At 60.4% G+C, this 17957-nt stretch carries 12 protein-coding genes; 7 read left to right on the top strand and 5 right to left on the bottom strand.

What is annotated here, in order from left to right; translation table 11 throughout:
• Nucleotides 1-25: 25 nt before the first annotated feature.
• The 4 genes from ACTWLJ_RS04190 to ACTWLJ_RS04175 all read left to right on the top strand — a co-directional run bounded on the left by ACTWLJ_RS04190 (nt 26) and on the right by ACTWLJ_RS04175 (nt 9456).
• Nucleotides 26-2338 (top strand): YgiQ family radical SAM protein, encoded by a 2313-nt coding sequence (locus ACTWLJ_RS04190; protein ID WP_445179975.1) that lies wholly within the window; start codon nt 26-28, stop codon nt 2336-2338.
• 365 nt (nt 2339-2703) lie between these two features.
• Nucleotides 2704-5979: a transglutaminase family protein gene (locus tag ACTWLJ_RS04185; RefSeq protein ID WP_445179974.1), complete on the top strand. Its 3276-nt coding sequence runs from the start codon at nt 2704-2706 to the stop codon at nt 5977-5979.
• 88 nt (nt 5980-6067) lie between these two features.
• On the top strand, nt 6068-8554 hold the full coding sequence (locus tag ACTWLJ_RS04180; RefSeq protein ID WP_445179973.1) for a circularly permuted type 2 ATP-grasp protein: 2487 nt from the start codon (nt 6068-6070) through the stop codon (nt 8552-8554).
• A complete protein-coding gene (locus tag ACTWLJ_RS04175) occupies nt 8554-9456 on the top strand; it encodes a transglutaminase family protein (RefSeq protein WP_445179972.1) in 903 nt (300 codons plus the stop codon). The genes ACTWLJ_RS04180 and ACTWLJ_RS04175 overlap by 1 nt, the downstream gene beginning before the upstream one ends.
• Before the next feature lie 83 nt (nt 9457-9539).
• Here the strand turns inward: ACTWLJ_RS04175 and ACTWLJ_RS04170 are convergent, their stop codons facing one another.
• Together ACTWLJ_RS04170 and ACTWLJ_RS04165 are read right to left on the bottom strand one after the other, a co-directional pair.
• Nucleotides 9540-9737 carry a hypothetical protein gene (locus ACTWLJ_RS04170; protein ID WP_401214701.1) on the bottom strand — a complete coding sequence of 66 codons (198 nt, stop codon included), beginning with the start codon at nt 9735-9737 and terminating at the stop codon, nt 9540-9542.
• Nucleotides 9738-9805: 68 nt separating this feature from the next.
• Nucleotides 9806-10393, bottom strand: coding sequence for an LOG family protein (locus tag ACTWLJ_RS04165; RefSeq protein WP_445179971.1), 588 nt, complete (start codon nt 10391-10393; stop codon nt 9806-9808).
• A gap of 342 nt (nt 10394-10735) precedes the next feature.
• On the opposite strand from ACTWLJ_RS04165, the gene azu reads away from it, so the two are divergent.
• Nucleotides 10736-11179, top strand: a complete 444-nt coding sequence (azu, locus tag ACTWLJ_RS04160; RefSeq protein WP_445179970.1) for an azurin — start codon at nt 10736-10738, stop codon at nt 11177-11179.
• A gap of 199 nt (nt 11180-11378) precedes the next feature.
• Here the strand turns inward: azu and nadE are convergent, their stop codons facing one another.
• The 3 genes from nadE to ACTWLJ_RS04145 all read right to left on the bottom strand — a co-directional run bounded on the left by nadE (nt 11379) and on the right by ACTWLJ_RS04145 (nt 14558).
• A complete protein-coding gene (gene nadE, locus ACTWLJ_RS04155; RefSeq protein WP_445179969.1) occupies nt 11379-12206 on the bottom strand; it encodes an ammonia-dependent NAD(+) synthetase in 828 nt (275 codons plus the stop codon).
• A gap of 4 nt (nt 12207-12210) precedes the next feature.
• On the bottom strand, nt 12211-13434 hold the full coding sequence (gene pncB, locus ACTWLJ_RS04150; RefSeq protein ID WP_445179968.1) for a nicotinate phosphoribosyltransferase: 1224 nt from the start codon (nt 13432-13434) through the stop codon (nt 12211-12213).
• Between the two features lie 215 nt (nt 13435-13649).
• Nucleotides 13650-14558 carry a LysR family transcriptional regulator gene (locus ACTWLJ_RS04145; RefSeq protein ID WP_445179967.1) on the bottom strand — a complete coding sequence of 303 codons (909 nt, stop codon included), beginning with the start codon at nt 14556-14558 and terminating at the stop codon, nt 13650-13652.
• Nucleotides 14559-14723: 165 nt separating this feature from the next.
• Here ACTWLJ_RS04145 and amaB point away from each other — a divergent pair, with 165 nt between their 5' ends.
• Together amaB and amaA are read left to right on the top strand one after the other, a co-directional pair.
• Nucleotides 14724-16214, top strand: a complete 1491-nt coding sequence (amaB, locus tag ACTWLJ_RS04140; RefSeq protein ID WP_445179966.1) for an L-piperidine-6-carboxylate dehydrogenase — start codon at nt 14724-14726, stop codon at nt 16212-16214.
• A 195-nt stretch (nt 16215-16409) separates the two neighbouring features.
• The gene (gene amaA, locus ACTWLJ_RS04135) at nt 16410-17693 is read left to right on the top strand and encodes an L-pipecolate oxidase (RefSeq protein ID WP_445179965.1); all 1284 of its coding nucleotides are present in this window, start codon (nt 16410-16412) and stop codon (nt 17691-17693) included.
• The last annotated feature ends 264 nt before the right edge of the window (nt 17694-17957 follow it).

Raw genomic sequence — 17957 nt, 5'->3', positions numbered from 1 at the left:
ATGAAAGCCAACACCGGTTATCGACATGCAAGCAGCCAAGCCGTTATTTGACTATCCAAAGTACTGGGCCGAATGTTTCGGGCCAGCGCCATTCCTGCCAATGAGCAGGGAGGAGATGGATCAGCTTGGCTGGGATTCCTGCGACATCATCATCGTCACCGGTGATGCCTACGTCGATCACCCGTCGTTCGGCATGGCGATCATCGGCCGGCTGCTGGAGTCCCAGGGCTTCCGCGTCGGGATCATTGCCCAGCCTAACTGGCAGTCCAAAGACGATTTCATGAAGCTCGGCGAGCCGAACCTGTTCTTCGGCGTCGCGGCCGGCAACATGGACTCGATGATCAACCGCTACACCGCGGACAAGAAAATCCGTTCCGACGACGCTTACACACCGGGCGGTATGGCCGGCAAGCGTCCGGACCGCGCGAGTCTGGTTTACAGCCAGCGCTGCAAGGAAGCCTACAAGCACGTACCCATCGTGCTCGGCGGCATCGAAGCCTCGTTGCGCCGCATCGCGCACTACGACTACTGGCAGGATCGCGTGCGTAACTCGATCCTGATCGACGCCAGCGCCGACATTCTGCTGTACGGCAACGCCGAACGCGCAATCGTCGAAGTCGCTCAGCGTCTGTCCTACGGTCACAAGATCGAAGACATCACCGATGTGCGCGGTACCGCGTTCATTCGTCGCGACACGCCGCAAGGCTGGTATGAAGTCGATTCCACGCGTATCGACCGTCCGGGCAAAGTCGACAAGATCATCAACCCGTACGTAAACACCCAGGACACTCAGGCCTGCGCCATCGAGCAGGAAAAGGGTCCGGTTGACGATCCGGAGGAAGCCAAGGTCGTGCAGATCCTGGCCAGCCCGAGAATGACCCGCGACAAGACTGTGATTCGTCTGCCGTCGGTTGAAAAGGTTCGTGGCGATGCGGTTCTGTATGCCCACGCCAACCGCGTGCTGCACCTCGAAACCAACCCGGGCAACGCCCGTGCGCTGGTGCAGAAGCATGGCGAAGTCGACGTCTGGTTCAACCCGCCGCCGATTCCGATGACCACCGAAGAAATGGACTACGTGTTCGGCATGCCTTACGCACGTGTTCCGCATCCTGCGTACGGCAAGGAAAAGATTCCGGCCTACGACATGATCCGCTTCTCGGTGAATATCATGCGTGGCTGCTTCGGTGGCTGCACTTTCTGCTCGATCACCGAGCACGAAGGCCGGATCATCCAAAACCGTTCCGAAGAGTCGATCATTCGCGAAATCGAAGAGATCCGCGACAAGGTGCCAGGTTTCACCGGCGTCATCTCCGACCTCGGCGGCCCGACCGCGAACATGTACCGTATCGCCTGCAAAACGCCGGAAATCGAATCCGCGTGCCGCAAGCCGTCCTGCGTATTCCCGGGCATCTGTCCGAACCTGAACACCGACCACTCGTCGCTGATTCAACTGTACCGCAGTGCCCGTGCGCTGCCGGGTGTGAAGAAAATCCTGATTGCTTCCGGCCTGCGTTACGACCTCGCGGTCGAGTCGCCGGAGTACGTCAAAGAGCTAGTGACCCACCACGTCGGTGGTTACCTGAAGATCGCCCCGGAACACACCGAGGAAGGTCCGCTCAACCAGATGATGAAACCGGGCATCGGCAGCTATGACAAGTTCAAGCGCATGTTCGAGAAGTACACCAAGGAAGCAGGCAAGGAGCAGTACCTGATTCCTTACTTCATCGCCGCCCACCCGGGCACCACCGATGAAGACATGATGAACCTGGCCTTGTGGCTCAAGGGCAACGGCTTCCGCGCCGATCAGGTGCAGGCGTTCTACCCGTCGCCGATGGCCACCGCCACCGCGATGTATCACTCGGGCAAGAACCCGCTGCGCAAGGTCACCTACAAGAGTGACGCGGTAACCATCGTCAAGAGTGAAGACCAGCGTCGTCTGCACAAGGCGTTCCTGCGCTATCACGATCCGAAAGGCTGGCCGATCCTGCGCGAAGCCCTGGAGCGCATGGGTCGTAGCGACCTGATCGGTTCGGGTAAGGATCAACTGATCCCGGCGCACCAGCCGAGCACCGACAGCTACCAGAGCGCCCGTCGCAAGAACTCGACACCGGCCGGTAGCCACAAAGTGGCGAAAGAAGGTAAAGAGAAGACCACCAAGATTCTCACTCAGCACACCGGTCTGCCACCGCGTGCCAGTGATGGTGGTAATCCTTGGGACAAGCGTGAGCAAGCCAAGGCTGCGGCATTCGCCCGTAACCAGCAGGCGGCCAAGGAACGCAAGGACGCGGCGAAGGGCAAAGGCCCGAAACCGACGCGCAAGCCAGTCGTTCCGCGCTAAATAGCGGGTGATGTAAACAGAACGCCAACCTTAGGGTTGGCGTTTTGCGTTTCCAGGCTTGGGGAATGTGTTGATGCCATTGGCCCCTTCGCGGGCAAGCCCGCTCCCACAGGGTTATTTGTCGCTCACAAAACCAGACACACTGAAGATTACTGTGGGAGCTGGCTTGCCAGCGAAGGGGCCAGCGCAGGTAACCCTCAAACAGCAGGCCGCAACATTTGCGTGCAACTGTGCCAAACCATTTCCCCGCACTGCGCGGTTTTGGTGCTGTACTGCCTTAAGCATTCCGGGAAAGCGCCCAAGCCTCTGCATGGCATAAGTCTTGCGCGCTTTCGAATACGCTTAGGGCTCGCAGGAGGCACGCCGTGTCGATTCATGTCGCATTGCATCACGTCACGCATTACCGCTACGACCGCGCTGTCGAACTCGGCCCGCAGATCGTTCGCCTGCGCCCGGCCGCCCACAGCCGCACGCGGATTCTGTCGTATGCGCTGAAAGTCTCGCCCGAGCAGCATTTCATCAACTGGCAGCAAGACCCGCAGGGCAATTATCTGGCGCGGCTGGTGTTTCCGGAAAAAACCGACGAACTACGCATTGAGGTCGATCTACTGGCCGAGATGGCGGTGTTCAACCCATTCGACTTTTTCCTCGAGCCCTACGCCGAGAAAATTCCCTTCGCCTACGCCGCCGATGAGCGCAAGGAGTTGGCGCCGTACCTCGAAACGCTGCCGCTGACACCAAAGTTCAAAGCTTATCTGGACGCCATCGACCGCACGCCGCTGCCGGCGGTGGACTTTCTGGTGGCGCTCAATCAGCGCTTGAGCGAAGACATCGGTTACCTGATCCGCATGGAGCCCGGGGTGCAAACCCCCGAGCACACGCTGGAACACGCTTCCGGTTCCTGCCGCGATTCGGCGTGGTTGCTGGTGCAACTGCTGCGCAACCTCGGGCTGGCGGCGCGCTTCGTCTCCGGTTATCTGATTCAACTGACCGCCGACGTCAAAAGCCTCGACGGTCCGTCCGGCACCGACGTCGACTTCACCGATCTGCATGCGTGGTGCGAGGTCTATCTGCCGGGTGCCGGCTGGATCGGCCTCGACGCCACCTCCGGGCTGTTTGCCGGTGAAGGGCATATCCCGTTGGCCTGTAGTCCCGATCCGTCCTCGGCGGCGCCGATCAGCGGCTTGGTTGAACCTTGCGAATGCCAGTTCACCCACGAAATGTCGGTGGAGCGGATCTGGGAGGCGCCACGCGTCACTCAGCCCTACACCGAGGAGCAATGGCTGGCGATTCAGGCGCTGGGCCGGCAGATCGATGCCGACCTGCTGGAAGGCGATGTACGCCTGACCATGGGCGGCGAGCCGACCTTCGTCTCCATCGACGACCCTGATGGCGCCGAATGGAACACCGCCGCCCTCGGGCCGGACAAGCGCCGACTCTCCGCCGAACTGTTCCAGCGCATGCGCAAGCATTACGCGCCCAAGGGGCTTGTGCATTTCGGGCAGGGCAAGTGGTACCCCGGCGAGCAGCTACCGCGCTGGTCGCTCAACTGCTACTGGCGGCGCGACGGTGTGCCGATCTGGCAGAACAGCGCGTTGATCGCCGATGAGCAGCAGGATTATGGAATCGATGGAGCAATGGCCGGACGCTTTCTGGCGAGTGTCGCCGAACGCCTGAAGTTACCTACACGCTTTGTGTTTCCCGCCTACGAAGACAATTTCTATTACCTCTGGCGTGAGGGCGCGTTGCCGAGCAATGTCAGCGCCGAAGACTCGCGTCTCGAAGAACCGCTGGAGCGTGCACGCCTGCGCAAGGTCTTCAGTCAGGGCCTGGATAAAGTGATCGGTCAGGTGCTGCCGCTGGCACGCACCGCCAAGGGCGATCAATGGCAGAGCGGGCGCTGGTATCTGCGTGATGAACATTGCCGGTTGGTGCCCGGTGATTCGCCGCTGGGTTATCGCCTGCCGCTGGGCTCGCAGCCTTGGGTCAAGGCAGCCGAGTATCCGTTTATCCACCCGGTCGATCCGAATCAGGATTTCGCCGAGCTGCCGGACGCCGCGCAACTGGGCAAGCACGATGACGCAGCGCCTGTGGACGAGCGCGTGCCGAAGGTCGACGAGTCCGCCGACTGGCTGACCCGCACCGCGTTCTGCGCCGAAGCGCGGGACGGCCGTTTGTACCTGTTCATGCCGCCGCTGGAGCGGGTCGAGGATTATCTGGAGCTGGTGGCTGCCATCGAGGCCACAGCTGAAGAACTGCATTGCCCGGTGCTGCTGGAAGGTTACGAGCCGCCGAGTGATCCGCGAATCAGCAACTTCCGCATTACCCCGGACCCGGGAGTGATCGAGGTCAACGTGCAGCCGTCTGCGACCTGGGATGAGCTGGTCGAACGCACCGAGTTTCTCTATGAGCAGGCGCGACAAAATCGACTGACCACCGAAAAATTCATGATCGATGGACGACATACCGGCACGGGTGGCGGCAACCATTTTGTGCTCGGTGGCGCGACGCCGGCCGACTCACCGTTTTTGCGCCGCCCGGATCTGCTGCGCAGTCTGATCAGCTATTGGCACAACCATCCGTCGCTGTCGTACCTGTTTTCCGGTTTGTTCATCGGCCCGACATCGCAAGCGCCGCGAGTCGATGAGGCGCGCAACGATGCCTTGTATGAACTGGAAATCGCCTTTGCGCAGATGCCGGAACCGGGCGAGGAGTGCGCGCCGTGGCTGGTGGATCGATTGCTGCGCAATCTGCTGATCGACGTCACCGGCAATACGCACCGCGCCGAATTCTGCATCGACAAACTGTATTCGCCGGACGGTGCCACCGGCCGTCTCGGGTTGCTGGAGTTGCGCGCCTTTGAAATGCCACCGCATGCGCGCATGAGCCTCGCGCAGCAATTGTTGCTGCGGGCGTTGGTCGCACGTTTCTGGCGCGAGCCTTACGCGCCGTCGAAGCTGGTGCGTTGGGGTACCGAACTGCACGATCGCTTCATGCTGCCGCACTTTATCGAACAGGACTTTGCCGACGTCATCGTCGAACTCAACAGCGCCGGTTATCCACTGCGCGCCGAGTGGTTCGCGGCGCATCTGGAGTTTCGTTTTCCCAAGGTCGGCGACTACGCGGTCAACGGTATCGAACTGGAACTGCGTCAGGCGCTGGAGCCCTGGCATGTGCTGGGCGAGGAGGGCACGGCAGGTGGGACGGTGCGTTACGTCGATTCGTCGCTGGAGCGTTTGCAGGTCAAGCTCAACGGCCTGCCGCCGCAACGCTATTTGCTGACCTGCAATGGCGTCGCGGTGCCGCTGCAACCCACCGGGCGAGTTGGCGAGTTCGTTGCCGGCGTGCGCTTTCGCGCCTGGCAACCGGCCAACTGTCTGCAACCGACCATCCCGGTACACGCACCGCTGGTGTTCGACCTGCTCGATACCTGGATGGAGCGCTCGCTGGGCGGCTGTCAGTACCACGTCGCGCATCCGGGCGGGCGCAATTACGAGACCTTGCCGGTGAACGCCAATGAAGCCGAGAGTCGGCGGATGGCGCGTTTTTTCCGTATCGGACACACGCCGGGGAAACTTCCTATACCCATTGTGGAAATCAACGACGAGCTACCGATGACAATCGATTTGCGACGCTTTTAGGTCCTACGCGACGCTCGGATTTTTCGTATATCCGGGCGTCATGTGCCTGCGTTAGTCTGACCGTTCCCTGCTGTCTGCCGAGCTTTCCATGCCTGACCTGCTAGACCGTTACCCGCTCACGGCGGGCACCTATCACGAACTGCTCGACGACAGCGGTGCCGTACGCCCGCACTGGCGCCGGTTGTTCGACCAATTGCAGCGCAGCACCCCGGCGCAACTGGTGCAGCGCCAGGCATTGCTGGCTCGGCAGATTCAGGAAAACGGCATCACTTACAACGTCTATGCCGACCCCAAGGGCGCTGACCGCCCGTGGGAACTGGACCTGTTGCCACATGTGATTGCGGCGGACGAGTGGCAGCAATTATCGGCGGGCATTGCCCAGCGGGCACGACTGCTCAACGCGGTGCTGGCGGATCTGTACGGCCCGCAGAAGCTGATCAGCGAAGGCCTGTTGCCGGCAGAGCTGGTATTTGGTCACAACAATTTTCTCTGGCCCTGCCAGGGGATTTCGCCACCCGAAGGCGCCTTTCTGCATTTGTATGCAGTGGATCTGGCGCGGACTCCGGACGGGCGCTGGTGGGTTACGGCGGATCGGACTCAGGCGCCATCCGGTGCGGGTTATGCGCTGGAAAACCGCACCATCGTTTCCCGGGCGTTTCCCGAGTTGTACCGCGATCTGAAGGTGCAACATCTGGCCGGATTCTTCCGCACCTTGCAGGAAACCCTCGCCCGTCAGGCACCGCACGATGAAGACGCGCCACTGGTGGTACTGCTGACGCCGGGCCGTTTCAACGAAAGCTATTTCGAGCATCTGTATCTGGCGCGACAACTGGGCTATCCGCTGGTCGAGGGCGGCGATCTGACGGTGCGCAATGCGACCGTGTACCTGAAAACCCTCAGCGGTCTGCGCCGGGTACACGCGATCATGCGCCGGCTCGACGATGACTTCTGCGATCCGCTGGAGTTGCGCACAGACTCGGCGCTGGGCGTTCCCGGATTGCTCGAAGCCGTGCGTCAGGGGCGGGTGCTGGTGACCAATGCGCTGGGCAGCGGTGTGCTGGAGTCGCCGGGGTTGCTGGGCTTTCTGCCGAAGATCAATCAGTACCTGTTCGGTGAGGAGTTGATTCTGCCGTCCATCGCCACCTGGTGGTGCGGCGAAGCGCCAGTGCTGGCTCAGGCGCTGGAAAAACTGCCTGAACTGTTGATCAAACCGGCATTTCCCTCGCAAAGCTTTGCGCCTGTGTTCGGTCGTGATCTGAGTGAAAAACAGCGTCAGGAACTCGCCGCGCGCATGCAGGCGCGGCCTTACGCCTATGTTGCGCAAGAACTCGCGCAGTTGTCTCAGGCGCCAGTCTGGCAGGCTGAGGACGGGCAACTGCAACCACGGGCGATCGGCATGCGTGTGTACGCCGTGGCCAGCCACGATGGCTATCGGGTGCTGCCCGGTGGTTTGACCCGGGTCGCCGCCGAAGCGGATGCAGAAGTAGTGTCGATGCAGCGCGGTGGCGCGAGCAAAGACACTTGGGTGCTCGGTGAACGTGCGCCGAGCGGCGAACAATGGAAGACCCAGCGCAATGTCGGTGTGCACGACCTGGTTCGGCGTGACCCGTATTTGCCGTCGCGGGTAGTGGAAAACCTGTTCTGGTTCGGGCGTTACTGCGAGCGCTGCGATGACAGTGCGCGGCTGCTGCGAATCATGCTTGCACGTTATGTCGATGGCGATGATCCGCAAGCCTTGCAGGCTGCCGTCGATCTCGGTGAGCGCTTGATGCTGCTGCCGGACGAGGGCGAGTTGCCGGAGCGTTTGCTCGCCGCGCTGCTGGGCGAAGACTGGTCGTTCAGCCTGCGCTCGAACTTGCAGCGATTGCAGTGGGCTGCTTCGCAAGTGCGCGGCAAACTCTCCCGGGAAAACTGGCAGGCGCTGGTGGAGTTGCAACGCGAAGCGATGGAACTGGACACCGAAGAACCTGATTTCGGCGAGTTGCTGGATTTCCTCAACCGGCTGGTGATGTCGCTGGCGGCATTGTCGGGGTTTGCCCTGGACGACATGACCCGCGACGAAGGCTGGCGTTTTCTGATGATCGGTCGCCGTATCGAGCGCCTGCAATTCCTCAGTGGCAGTCTCGCGGCATTTTTGCGCGGAGCTGGCGCGTTCGATCAGGCCGGGCTGGAGTGGTTGCTGGAACTGGGTAACAGCAGCATCACCTACCGCTCGCGTTATCTGGCGGTGGCACAGTTGATTCCGGTGCTGGATCTGTTGTTGCTGGATGAGCAAAACCCGCACGCGGTGTTGTTCCAGCTGAAACTGGTGACGCGCACGTTGAAGCGTTTGAACGATGATTTCGGCGTGCCTCGGGAGGCCGGCTTGCCGCAACTGGTCGAGCGGCTCGCGCGTTTCGATCTGGGTTGCCTGGAGAACCCGCTGTTCGGCGAGGCGAGCGTTCGTTCGGCGCTTGATGGGTTGGCGGATCTGCTGCAAGAGATCGCCGATGCCAGCAGTCAAGTGTCGGATCGGCTGGCACTGCGGCATTTCGCGCATGTGGATGATGTTAGCCAGCGCACGGTGTCGGTCTGATGAGCGCCCGTTACCAGATCCTCCACGACACTTGTTATCACTACGACAGCCCGGTTTCGCTGGCGCAGCAACTGGCGCATCTGTGGCCGCGAGAGTGCGCCTGGCAGCGCTGTACCGAGCAGCAATTACTGATCAGCCCGGAGCCGACCGCACGACGCGATGAGCAGGATGTGTTCGGTAATCCGCAGACGCGCTTGGCGTTCGAGCGTCCCCACGATGAATTGCAGGTCAACGCCCGGCTCACAGTCGAGGTGCTGGCGCGACCGCTGCTGGATTTCAATCTGTCGCCGGCCTGGGAGCTGACGCGTGACGCGTTGACCTATTCCAGTCAGCCGCTATCGGCCGAACTGCTGGAGGCGTGCCGCTACCGTTTCCAGTCGCCGTACGTGCATTTGAAGGGCAGCTTCGTCGAGTTCTCCGAAAGCTGCTTCCCGCCGGGCAAGCCTTTGCTGCTCGGGGTACAGGAATTGATGCAGAAAATCTTCAGCGAGTTCACCTTCGATGCCGAGGCGACGCAAGTGGCGACGCCGCTGGTCGAGGTGCTGGAGCGTCGGCGTGGGGTTTGTCAGGACTTCGCCCATTTGATGCTCGCCTGCGTGCGCTCGCGAGGGCTGGCGGCGCGCTACATCAGCGGCTATCTGTTGACCCAGCCGCCACCGGGCCAGCCACGGTTGATCGGCGCCGATGCGTCGCATGCGTGGGTTTCGGTGTTTTGTCCGGTGCTGGGCTGGGTGGATTTCGATCCGACCAACAATGTGCAACCGGCACTGGAACACATCACCCTGGCCTGGGGCCGGGATTTTTCCGATGTGTCGCCGTTGCGTGGGGTGATTCTGGGGGGCGGGTCTCACGATCCCGAAGTACGGGTCACCGTGATGCCTCAGGAAATGGGGAGTTGCTGAAGGATTAGTGAGGGCCGGCAGTGAAACTGCCAGCCCTGTCACAAATCCGCTGGGCCTGATTCGATGATCAAACCCGGTGGGGCTCAGGCGTCAGGTGCCTGATCTTTCGGTGCTTCTACATCGGTATCAACTTCAGTTTCATCATCTGCCGCCACTTCACCATCAGGGTTCAGTGCCGTTTCTTCAGCCATTTGTTTCTTGCGCTGAAGCTTTTCCTCTTTCTTCTGCTCCTTTGCCAGGTCTCGTTGACGTTTGGCGAAGGAGTAATTGGGTTTGGCCATGGGCGATCCTCTTGGGTCGAAGGTGAGGTTGAGCGGCGCGTATTCTGCCCTGTATCGGTGCTCGGCCGTTAGCCGGGTTTTTGATCGACCCACTTCGGCGTGACGGTTGGCCGCCAATTGTCGAGAGAGTCCAGCAGCGTCTGCGGCGATTCGCTCACTTGCAGCATGTCACGGTGTGGCGCGCGAACGAAGCCTTCGCCGACGATATGGTCGAGAAAAGCCGTGAGTTTGCTGTAAAAACCATTCACTTCCAGCAAACCCAGCGGTTTTCCGTGGTAACCGAGTTGGCCCCAGGTCCAGACTTCAAACAGTTCTTCCAGCGTGCCGAGGCCGCCGGGCAGGGCGATGAACGCATCGCTGAGTTCAGCCATGCGTGCCTTGCGCGCGTGCATGCCATCGACCACTTCGAGGCGGGTCAGGTTTTTGTGGCCGATTTCCTTGTCCATCAGGCTTTGCGGAATGATCCCGATCACTTCGCCGCCGGCAGCCAGTGCGGCGTCGGCGACAATGCCCATCAGACCCACGGCGCCACCGCCGTAGACCAGCGTCAGCTTGCGTTCGGCCAAGGCGCGGCCGAGGGCAATGGCGGCCTCGGTGTAAGCCGGATCAGTGCCGGCGTTGGCGCCGCAAAATACACAAACGGATGTTAAAGACATGCCTTGCTCCTGGGTCGATCAGACCGACAGGGTAACGGCTGGCAGGCCTTGATTAAAGGTCAGGCTTCGCTCTTTGGCGTTTCACAGGTGCCGCTGGCACCACAGGCGTAGGCGGCGAGCAGACTGCACATAAAACCGTTAAAGAACATGACAGGCACTCCGTATCAATGGGATGCGCCGATCATAGGGTCGAGCTGACGATTTGGCCGGTAGATTGTTTCGATGAGTGTCATAGCCTGAAAGTTGTATACAATTTTTGACTCAAGTCATAGGAACTTGCGAAGATTTCAGGCAGTCTTTCCACCATTAGTGTTTTTGTTAACCCTGCCTTGGAGATTCACCATGTTTTCCAAAGTTGTTGCGGTATCCCTGCTGGCGCTGGCCAGCAGCCAATTGATGGCTGCCGAGTGCAAAACCACCGTTGACTCCACCGATCAGATGTCCTTCAACACCAAGGATATCGTGATCGACAAGAGCTGCAAGACTTTCACCGTTGAGCTGACCCACTCCGGCAACCTTCCGAAGAACGTCATGGGCCATAACCTGGTGATCAGCAAAGAAGCTGACATGCAGCCAATCGCTACCGCTGGCCTGGCCGCCGGTATCGACAAGAATTACCTGCCGGAAGGTGACGCACGCATCATCGCTCACACCAAGATCATCGGCGCCAAGGAAACCGATTCGCTGACCTTCGACGTGGCGAAGATTGCAGACGGCGGCTACGGCTTCTTCTGCTCGTTCCCGGGCCACATCTCGATGATGAAAGGCACGATTACAGTCAAGTAATCAGGCACACCGCGTCATCGTTCTTCGCGAGCAAGCCACGCTCCCACGGGTTCTTTGTCAGGCACAATTTTGTGAACACCTGAAACCCTGTGGGAGCGTGGCTTGCCCGCGAAGAGGCCATCAGCATCAACCGATGTGTCGGCCAAAGAAAAGCCCGCTGAGGATCACTCCTCAGCGGGCTTTTTCATTCAATCACCGATCAAGGCGCAAACGGCATCACACGCTTGTGATGCGTCTTGTTATACGTCGCAACGATGATGTCGAACGCTTCCTGACGCACCGGCTCGCCGTGTAGGAACGCGTCGATCTCGGCGTAGGTCACGCCGTGGGAGGCTTCGTCCGGTTTACCCGGTGACAGGTCTTCCAGATCCGCAGTCGGGATCTTTTCCACCAGTGATTCCGGGGCGCCGAAGCTGCGGGCAATCGCTCTCACCTGATTTTTCACCAGACCGCTGAGTGGCGCGAGGTCGCAGGCACCGTCACCGAACTTGGTGAAGAAACCCATCACCGCTTCCGCCGCGTGGTCGGTGCCGATCACCAGGCCATGCGCCGCGCCGGCGATGGTGTACTGAGCAACCATGCGCATCCGCGCCTTGGTATTGCCGAGGACGAAATCCACCGACACCGCATGCTTGCCTTCGAACGCCGCGACTTCACCCGCCAGGGATTTCACCGCCGGGCCAATGTTGACGGTGTGGCGCTCGTCCGGGGCGATGAAATCCACCGAGGCCTGGGCGTCGTGTTCATCGAACTGGGTTTCGTACGGCAGGCGCACGGCGATGAACTTGTAGCTGCTGTCGCCGGTTTGGTCGCGCAACTCACGCATGGCGCGCTGGGCCAACAGGCCGGCGGTCAGCGAATCGACACCGCCACTGATGCCCAGCACCAGCGTCTTGAGCCCGGAATTGACCAGGCAATCCTGGATAAAAGTGATACGCCGGGCGACTTCAGCCTCAAGGGCCTTGTAGTCGGCAAACGGCGGTTGCACCTTGAGCTGTTCAGCAATCTCACGCTGTACGGCTTGCATGAATTCACTCCTTGCTAGATAGACTGGAAACGGCAGGAACCTGGAAAACGTGTCGCAAGTAAGCGACGAAATTCGGATCTTTGCAGTGGGTCTTGCCGGGCTCGTCGGAGATCTTCGCCACCGGTTGGCCGTTGCAGGCGGTCATTTTAAGCACGATGCTCATCGGTTCAACACCCGGAATGTCACAGGTCAGGTTGGTACCGATGCCAAAGCTCACGTTGATCCGGTCGTGCAGTGCGCGGAATATTTCCAGCGACCTGGGCAGGGTCAGGCTGTCGGAGAACACCAGGGTCTTGCTCATCGGGTCGATGCCGAGCTTGTGATAATGCGCGATGCATTTTTCGCCCCAGGCCACCGGGTCCCCGGAGTCGTGGCGCAAACCGTCGAACAGCTTGGCGAAGAACAGATCGAAATCGCCGAGGAACGCATCGGTGGTGATGCAGTCGGTGAGCGCGATGCCCAGCAGGCCGCGATATTCACGAACCCAGCAGTCGAGCGCGGCGATCTGGCTGTCGATCAGGCGCGGGCCGAGTTGCTGGTGCGCCATGATCCATTCATGGGCCATGGTGCCCAGCGGTTTCATGTCCAGCTCGCGGGACAGGTGCACGTTGCTGGTGCCGACAAAACGCCCGGGGAAATCGTGCTTGAGCACGTTGACCACTTCTTCCTGTACCCGGTACGAAAACCGGCGACGGGTGCCGAAATCGGCCACCTGCAATTCCGCCAGTTCATCCGCCGAGGCATTGGCCGTCAGCCAGTCGAACTTGCGATAGAGCTGCTCGCGGGCCTGCTCCAGAACGGTTTCGCGGTAGCGATAGCGGTTGCGCACTTCGCTGACAATCGCCAGCAGCGGCACTTCGTAGAGGATCACATGCAACCACGGCCCACGCAGACGGATGAACAGCTCGCCGTTTTCGATACCGGTGTGCAGGTAGCGCATGTTGAAACGGAACAGGCCGAGAAAGCGCAGGAAGTCCGGTTTGAGGAAGCTGATGCGCTCGAGAAAACTTAGTTGATCAGCGCTCAGGCTCAAATCGGCGAGGCGTTCGACCTGATAGCGGATTTCCGCCAGATACGGACGCAGATCCTCGGCGTTACGGCAACGGAACTCCCATTCGACTTCGACGTTGGGGTAGTTGTGCAGCACCGCCTGCATCATCGTCAGTTTGTAGAAGTCGGTGTCGAGCAGGTTCTGCACGATGCGATCGGCAAACACACTCTCGCTCATAAACGGGTCTCCAGGTACGCCGCGACAGGGCGCGGTATCAATCAATGGTGCTAGTGGCGCATATCAATGGTGGGGATTGCCAGCAATTTCTGCGATCGATGAGGTCAATTGTGGCGAGGGGATTTATCCCCGTTGGGTCGCGCAGCGGCCCCGGAAATCTTGAGAGCGACGACTGCTGCGCAGCCGAACGGGGATAAATCCCCTCGCCACAGGGGTTAGAGTTGCTGATCCGGGGTATCGATCTGCTCCAGCATCCATTTGACGAAGTCCCGCACCTTCGGCACTTCCGCCGCATGTTCCGGATACGCCAGGTAATAGGCGTCGCTGCTGGGCATTGCATGCTGCCAGGGAATGACCAGTTTGCCGTCGGCCAGTTCTTCCTCCACCAGAAACCGTGGTAACAGCGCCACGCCGCAACCCACTTGCGCGGCGCGGATGCACATATAAAAGGTCTCGAAACGCGGGCCGTGGTAGCTGTGTTCGGTCTGGTAGCCCTGACTGTCAAACCAGTCATGCCAAGCCTGCGGGCGTGAGGCGTTTTGCAGCAGCACCAGATCCGTCAGTTGCGTCGGGTCGGTGAACGGCTGGTCTGGCAGGCTGCCCGGTGCGCATACCGGCACCAGCTCTTCGCCGAACAGCTTCAGGCATTCGGTGCCGGGACGTGATCCCTGGCCGAAATAGAACGCCAGATCACTGCGACCTTGCAGCAGGTCATCGGCTTCCTGTTCGTTGCACAGATCGAGATGGATCGACGGATGGCGCAGGCGCCAGCCTTTGAGGCGCGGCACCAGCCAGCGGGCGCCGAAGGTCGAGGGCGTTGATACGCGCAGGACTTCCGTCTCGCCGCCGTAGGAACGCAGGTAATGCGTGGACATTTCCACCTGCGTGAGAATTTTTCGCACTTCCACCAGGTACAAATCGCCAGCCGGGGTCATCTGCAAGCGACGGCGCACCCGCAGGAATAACAAGTGCTGCAACAATTCCTCCAGCTGCGCGACCTGCTTGCTGACGGCGCTCTGGGTCAGGTTCAGTTCTTCGGCGGCCCGGGTGAAACTCAGGTGCCGGGTCACGGCCTCGAAGCACTGCAACGCGGTGATCGACGGCAAGTGGCGTTTGTTCAGCATGGGTAAGCCCTTTTTCTTGTCTTTCTATGCTCAGCATGAATAAACGGAATGATATCTCGCGTAAAGGTCGTTTGTTGCCTTGCCCTTGGGACGCTACAACTAAAGGCCTGCCCGGTCGTGAAAAAGCGGCCGCACACATTCAGTTTTTTGCTTGAGGAGTGACCCATGGTTGCCGCATTGCTTGATCGTCTTGGTGTGAACCCGGCCCTTTATCAGAACGGCAAAGTGCCGGTGCATTCGCCCATCGATGGCAGCCGCATTGCCGCCGTGAACTGGGAAGGCCCGGCCGAAGTCGAGCAACACATCAGTCGCGCAGATCATGCGTTCGAACAATGGCGCAAAGTACCGGCCCCGCGTCGCGGCGAGCTGGTGCGTCAGTTTGGTGAAGTGCTGCGCGAGTACAAGACCGATCTCGGTGAACTGGTTTCCTGGGAGGCCGGCAAGATCACGCAGGAAGGTCTCGGTGAAGTGCAGGAGATGATCGATATCTGCGACTTCGCCGTCGGTCTTTCCCGTCAACTGTACGGTTTGACCATCGCCTCCGAGCGTCCGGGTCACCACATGCGTGAAACCTGGCACCCGCTGGGCGTGGTCGGCGTGATCAGCGCCTTCAACTTTCCGGTGGCGGTGTGGGCATGGAACACCACGCTGGCGCTGGTCTGCGGCAACCCGGTGGTGTGGAAACCGTCGGAGAAAACCCCGCTGACCGCGCTGGCCTGTCAGGCATTGTTTGATCGCGTGGTGAAGAACTTCACCGATGCTCCGGCAAACCTTTGCCAAGTGATTATCGGCGGCCGCGACGCTGGCGAAGCACTGGTCGATGACCCGCGTGTGGCGTTGATCAGTGCCACTGGCAGCACCCGTATGGGTCGCGAAGTGGCACCGAAAGTCGCCGCACGTTTTGCCCGCAGCATTCTCGAACTGGGCGGTAACAACGCGATGATCCTCGGCCCAAGCGCCGATCTGGACATGGCGGTACGCGCCATTCTGTTCAGCGCCGTCGGCACTGCCGGTCAGCGTTGCACCACGCTGCGTCGGCTGATTGCGCATGAGTCGGTGAAGGAAGAGATCGTCACTCGCCTCAAGGCTGCCTACGCGAAAGTGCGTATCGGCCATCCGCTGGAAGGCAATCTGGTCGGTCCACTGATCGACAAGCACAGCTTCGAAAACATGCAGGATGCGCTGGAGCAGGCATTGAGCGAGGGCGGCCGGGTGTTCGGTGGCAAGCGTCAACTCGAAGATCAATTCCCTAACGCCTACTACGTTTCGCCGGCCATCGTTGAAATGCCTGAACAGAGCGACGTGGTGTGCAGCGAGACATTCGCACCGATTCTGTACGTGGTCGGTTACAGCGACTTCCAGGAAGCGCTGCGGTTGAACAACGCGGTACCGCAAGGCCTGTCGTCGTGCATCTTCACCACTGACGTGCGCGAGGCCGAGCAGTTCATGTCGGCAATCGGCAGTGACTGTGGCATCGCCAACGTCAACATCGGCCCGAGCGGCGCAGAGATCGGCGGCGCGTTTGGTGGCGAGAAAGAGACTGGCGGCGGCCGTGAGTCGGGCTCCGATGCGTGGCGTGGATACATGCGTCGGCAGACCAATACGGTGAACTACTCGCTGGAACTGCCGTTGGCCCAGGGTATTACGTTCGACTGATCCCATCGTCGATGGAGAACCCATGTTGGAGCGGGCTTTTGTGGTGAGGGGATTTATCCCCGTTCGGCTGCGCAGCAGTCGTCGCTGTTGAGGTTTTCAGGGCCGCTGCGCGACCCGACGGGGATAAATCCCCTCGCCACAAGAGCTCTCCTGCTTTGAACTGTGTGTTTGTTAGGTTTCTGTTGGAGTCTGGCAATGCCGTTACGCGAAGAATGTCTGTGGGAAAAACTGACGCCGCAAAGGCCCGATAACGCGGCGCTCAGGGGCGAGGTCAAAGTTGATGTCTGCGTGATCGGCGCCGGGTTCACCGGGTTGTCGGCGGCGGCGCATTTGCTGGAACAGGGTAAAAGCGTCTGCGTGCTGGAGGCTCATCGAGCTGGGCACGGCGGTTCCGGGCGCAACGTCGGGCTGGTGAACGCCGGGATGTGGATTCCGCCCGACGAGATCGAAGCCGGATTCGGCGAAGCGGTCGGCAGTCAGCTCAATCGCATGCTCGGGGCGGCGCCGGCGCTGGTGTTCAGCCTTGTGGACAAGTACAAGATCGATTGCCAGTTGCGCCGCGAAGGCACGCTGCATATGGCGCACAACGCCAAGGGCAAGGCCGATCTGCGCAGTCGCGAAGAACAATGGAAACGCCGCGGTGCGCCGGTCGAGCTACTGACCGGCAAGGCTTGCGAACAAGCCACCGGCACGCAAAAGATCGCTGCTGCGTTGCTTGATCGCCGCGCCGGAACGCTCAATCCGATGGCCTACACCACCGGGCTGGCCAATGCGGTCAAAGCGCTCGGCGGGCAGATGTTCGACCATTCCCCGGTCACCCGACTGGAACGCCAGGGCCAGCAATGGTCGGTGCAGACCGAGCACGGTGCAGTGCTCGCCGAGAAAGTGGTCATCGCGTCGAACGCCTACACCGAAGGCGACTGGACCGAACTCAAACGCAACTTCTTCCCGGGTTATTACTATCAGGTCGCCTCGGTGCCGCTGACCGAAGACGCTGCGCAGGAAATTCTGCCGGGCGGGCAGGGCTCGTGGGATACCCGGCAAGTGCTCAGCAGCATCCGTCGCGATAAAGAAGGTCGGCTGTTGCTGGGCAGTCTCGGCAACGGCAATCAGAAACCGGTGTGGTTTCTCAAGGCCTGGGCTGACCGGGTGCAGCAGCATTACTTCCCCAATCTGAAACCCGTCGAATGGGAATGCACCTGGACCGGGCGCATTGCTTTTACCCCCGATCACCTGATGCGGCTGTTCGAACCGGCCCCCGGAATAGTGGCCGTCACCGGCTACAACGGGCGCGGCGTGACCACTGGCACCGTGGTCGGCAAAGCCTTCGCCGACTATCTGTGTAACGGCGATCCTCAGGCTTTGCCGATTCCGCTTGCACCGATGCAGCCCCTGGCGGGCGTGGGCTTGCGCAGTTGCCTGTACGAGGCCGGGTTCTCGCTGTATCACGCGGGCCAGTGCCTGCGGATCGTCATCTGAGTGTTGAAATATGTTGCCGGAGGCGACGCTTTTCGATGCAGCGACTAGCCTGTAATGGTGCGGGTTGTAGCAGTCCCGCACCAGCAGTGTGCAGTTCGGTGACGCGGGCTGTTACAGGCTGGTTGCACGTCGTTTGGTGCCGCGGTTGCAATGATGGCGCAAGCGGGTTGCGCCTGAAAAAATAAACGGTTTCACCTTCCGCGGTTTAGACGGTTGCACGCCCAATAAAAATGGGATCGAAACAGTCGAAATAACAACAAGGCA

The sequence above is a fragment of the Pseudomonas sp. McL0111 genome, from assembly GCF_052567255.1.
This window is presented reverse-complemented; position numbering and strand designations above follow the sequence as displayed.